Below are 4159 nucleotides of genomic sequence, written 5' to 3'. Positions count from 1 at the left end.
CTCCCCCGAAGGGAGAGGTGAAGAGTGGAAGGGCCCGTGCCATTTGGTCCGAAAAAATCATGCGCCAAAGCCCTTGGCGAAGGAGCCGGAATTGACGACGCGGCGCGCGAACAAAAGGGCGATGAAGCTCGGGACCCAGAGGAGGACCGAGAGCACGGCGCCATATTGGATGACGGGCTGGTTGTTGATGAAGGAGATCATCAAGACCGGCAGGGTGCGGACCTGGGGCGCGCCGATGAGCCCGGCGCCTTCGGTTTCGTAGAAGGTACCGACAAAGCTCAAGAGCAGGGCCGCGGCGATGGTCGGGCCGGCCTGTGGCAGGGTGATCGACCAGAAGACGCGGAAGGGCGATGCGCCGACGTCTCTGGCGGCTTCTTCCATGCGGCGGTCGACGGCCTGGAAGGCGGCGACGGGAATCCAGATCATGAACAAGAGCGTGCCGACGAGCTGGATGAGAACGACGCCCCAGAAGGTGCCGATGAGATTGAGCTGGAGGAAGATGCCGGCAATGGCGACGAGGAGGCCGAACTTGGGGAAGGCGTGGCCAGCTAGGAACGAAAAGAACAAAATATCGCGGCCGGGGAAGTCCAGGCGGGCGAAGGCGTAGGCGGCCGGCAGGCAGATGATGGCGGAGAGGACCGTCACCGTGGTGGCCAGCGTCAGGCTCATGGTGATGGAGCTCCAGACGTCGGCGCGGGCCAGGGTCTGATACCAGAATTTCAGGCCAAATTCCTGCGGGATGACCGAGGGGAAGCGCCAGACATTGGTGAAGGCCCAGGTGCCGACGACGAGCAGCGGCACGACGATGACAAGGGTGAGGACGACGGCGAAGACAATGCCGGTCCAGTCGATCGGCTGGGAGACTTTGACGGTGGCGCTCATGTCAGGGCGTCCTGTTCTTGGCGACGGAGCGCACGTAGAAGAGCCCGAAGAGAATGCAGAAGCCGAAGGTGATAACGGCCTGGGTGATCGCATTGGTCGGATCGAAGAGATCGCGGAAGGTGCGCTGCATGAAGGGGCCCATCATTTCCGGCGCGGCGGGCCCAAGGATGTAGGGCAGCGTGAAGGACGAGAAGATGCCCAGCACCGCAAAGGAAATGGCGACGAGAATGGAATTGGAGAGGCGCGGCAGGATGATGTGCCAGAGGAGCGCAATGCGCCCTGCCCCGACATCGCGCGCCGCTTCAATGGCCTGATTGGACACGTTGCCGAGGCCGGAAAGAAGGATCAGCACCGTGAGGGGGATATTGTCCCAGACAAGACCGATGACCGGACCCCAGGGGGTGAGGTAGGGCGACTTGATCTTGGGCAGGCCCACCGAATTGAGCAGCAGATCGACCGTGCCATTGGGGCCGAGCACGCGGATGAACGCGAAGCTCAGGATGATCGAGGGCACGAACATCGGGAAGATGGCGAGGCCCTGCACATAGGCGGCGATGCGCGTATTGGAAAAACGCAGATAGAGCGCGATCGGCAGGCAGACCAGCAGCAGGAGCACGGCGCAGACGCCGGTGGTCCAGAGCGTGATAGCCAGGTTCGCGCGGCTATAGGGATCGCTGGCGAAGAACTGATAGGTCGAGACCGAAAGGGCGCGACCACCATCGGGGGTCGGCAGCCAGATGGTCTGGATCATGGCCGCGATGATGGGCCAGATGATCAGCCAGAGAACCAGCAAAACGGGGACGGCCACGAGCAAGAGGCCAATCGGCCTCTTGCGTTGCGTGGGTGCGGGCGCCAAGGCGCCCGCGTCTGTAGTGGTCACGAGGCAGGGTCCACGTTCGGTGCAACGGCGCGGTACCAGCCGTCATTGACGGCAGTTTCCCACTTGCCGCCCGGGAAGGTCGGGATCGAGGCCGGGATGATGTCGGCGAACTTTTCACGCAGTTCGGCCGAGACGTGATCCCAGGAGACGCCGGGGAAGCCACCGAGCTCGGTCAGCACGGCCGACTGGATTTCCTCGGTGAGGAGGAAGTCAGCAAGCTTGAGGGCTGCATCCTTGTTGGTGCCGTTGGACAGCACTGCGAGCTTGGTGAAGCCGCCGGGGAGACCAAGGTCCTGAAGCTGCACGAGGCCGGTCGTTTCCGGAAGAACGCCCTGGGCGATAGCCGAGAGAGCCTGATCGGACCAGGCCGGGATCATGGTGACGGCCGACTGGCCTAGGAGCTGCAGCGACTGGGTGTTGCCCGAAGTGTAGGCGCCGCCTTCAAAGAGCGAGGGGGCGAGATCGTTGAGGATCTCCCAGGCCGGGGTCAGGGTTTCGGTGGCCAGCGCGTCGGTAAAATTGTCGACGGTGAACTTGGTGGGATCATTGCCATTGGCTTCGAAAATGGCGCGGCGGACGAAGTTGCCACCCGAACCGCCCTTGTTGGGACGGTTGTAGATGAACTGGCCCGGATTGGCCTTGATCCAGGTGACGAGGTCGGCCCAGGTCTTCGGCACGGAAGCAGGATCGAGCTTGGTGGTGTCGTAGGCCAGCAGAACCTGGCTGCCGCGATAGGGCAGGTTGGTCGGGATGTCGAAGGCGAGCGGGTTGATCTTGGAATAGTTGGAGAGACCAGCCGTTTCGAAATCGACATAGAGGCCCTTGGCGATACCATCGACGGTGACGCGGGTATCAAAGCCTTCAAAGAGGTCGGCCTGCGGATCGGTGCCGCTGGCGAGAGCTGCGAGAGCGCGGTCGCCGATGGCGGCAACGCCGGCGCCGTCGCCACCGTCAACCAGGTTCAGCGTGATGCCGGCATTGGCGGCTTCAAACTTGGGCTTCACCACATTGGTCCAGAAGTCGATGACGTTCTGGTCCGAGGTGAAATAGACATCGATCACGCCTTCGGCAGCGAAGGCCAGGCGCGGCATAATGGTGACGCCGGCTGTCATGGCGGCGGCGGAAATCAGGAAATTGCGGCGTTTCATCGTGTTCTCCCATATGGGCATCCCCAGAGGGTACCCTAGCTGCGCTGGCGACGGAGTCCATGAGCCGGCAAGGCCGACAAGCAGATGCGCACCAGCCCGCATCCGCAAACTCTATGGAACTCCCCTCCTCACTGCTGCAGCGCGGCGGGCAATTCCGATTCTATGTCGGATATTGCCGGGACCACGCAGAGCGCGTGCATAGACAACACCGAATGACGCTTGCACACAAGTGCATTTGCATCTCTGTCGGCGAAGCTAGATATTTGGCTTCGATAACGCTTTCATGACAGCCCACTCATTGCGACCGTGTGCAACGCTGTGGAGGGACCTGTCAGCGGAAGATCGGACGGGTTAGTCCGCTGATGGCCTTACACTTTTTCGCCAGATCGGAACGGGCTCGAAAATCCGCCGGCCGGCTTCGGCCGGACTGGCCTCGCCAAGCAGTTCAACAAGGTGATCACCCATTGCAGCAAAGGGCTGGGCGAAGGTGGTGAGCTTGTAGGATTGCCAATCGCCTTCATCGATATCATCGAATCCGACAAGGCAGAGATCGTTCGGAAGGGAGAGGCCGAATTCGTGGCGGGCGGCATCCATGAAGCCCAGAGCCAGAAGATCGGTGACGCAGAAGACGCCATCGGGACCATCGGAGCGGCCGAAAAGTCGGCGGGCACTTTCGTAGCCCGAGGCGTAATTGGTGGGGCCGGCGGCCATGACGGTGACGGCCATGCCGGCTTCCTTGGCGACCTCGACGAAGACGCGCTCGCGCTCGAGAAGGCTTGCCGTGCTGGCCGTCGAGGTGACGAGGGCGAGGCGCTTGCAGCCGGCGCGGCGGAGCAGAAAGAAGGCCTCGCGCCCGGCCATTTCGTTGTCGACGCTGAGATTATGGCAGCCGGTGAGCGGATCGTCGCGATTGATGAGGATAACCTGCTGGCCATTGGCAAGGCTAGTTTCGATCAGCTTTGCCGAGGGGGTGCCCGAGAGCACGACGGTGGCGTCGGCGCGATAGTTGAGGGTCTGGCGCAGCGCAGCGGCGACGCTTTCCTCGTCGGTGCCGGTATTGATGATCATGATCACCTTGCCGGCGGCCTGCAATTTTCGCGTCAGCACGTCGACGAGGCGGGCGCGGATGGGGGTCGTCATGTCGGCGACGACGAGGCAGACGATGTTGCTGCGCTCGCGCAGGCCACGGGCGAGGTGATTGACGTGATAGCCAAGCTCGCCGGCTGCTTCGAGCACCTTGCGGCGGGTT

Annotated in this window: 4 protein-coding genes; all 4 read right to left on the bottom strand. The window is 62.5% G+C overall.

Translation table 11 applies throughout. The features are described 5' to 3' along the window. Positions 1–57: 57 nt before the first annotated feature. Positions 58–882, bottom strand: coding sequence for an ABC transporter permease (locus tag ABW043_RS09745; RefSeq protein ID WP_353921016.1), 825 nt, complete (start codon positions 880–882; stop codon positions 58–60). 1 nt (position 883) lies between these two features. Next, entirely contained in the window at positions 884–1762 is an 879-nt protein-coding gene (locus ABW043_RS09740) for an ABC transporter permease (protein ID WP_353921015.1), read from the bottom strand. Continuing rightward, positions 1759–2910: an extracellular solute-binding protein gene (locus ABW043_RS09735; protein WP_353921014.1), complete on the bottom strand. Its 1152-nt coding sequence runs from the start codon at positions 2908–2910 to the stop codon at positions 1759–1761. The genes ABW043_RS09740 and ABW043_RS09735 overlap by 4 nt, the downstream gene beginning before the upstream one ends. A 351-nt stretch (positions 2911–3261) precedes the next feature. Next, a partial coding sequence (locus ABW043_RS09730; RefSeq protein WP_353921013.1) for a LacI family DNA-binding transcriptional regulator occupies positions 3262–4159 on the bottom strand: 898 nt, incomplete at its 5' end.

The sequence above is a fragment of the Devosia sp. genome (genome assembly GCF_040509215.1).
Taxonomy (GTDB): Bacteria; Pseudomonadota; Alphaproteobacteria; order Rhizobiales; family Devosiaceae; genus Devosia.
The sequence above is the reverse complement of the archived record's forward strand: the minus strand, read 5'-3'. Positions and strand labels throughout refer to the sequence as shown.

Coding starts and splice junctions, on each gene's coding strand:
- ABW043_RS09745 (WP_353921016.1), bottom strand. CDS start 882: ATGAGCGCCACCGTCAAAGTCTCCCAGCCGATCGACTGGACCGGCATT.
- ABW043_RS09735 (WP_353921014.1), bottom strand. CDS start 2,910: ATGAAACGCCGCAATTTCCTGATTTCCGCCGCCGCCATGACAGCCGGC.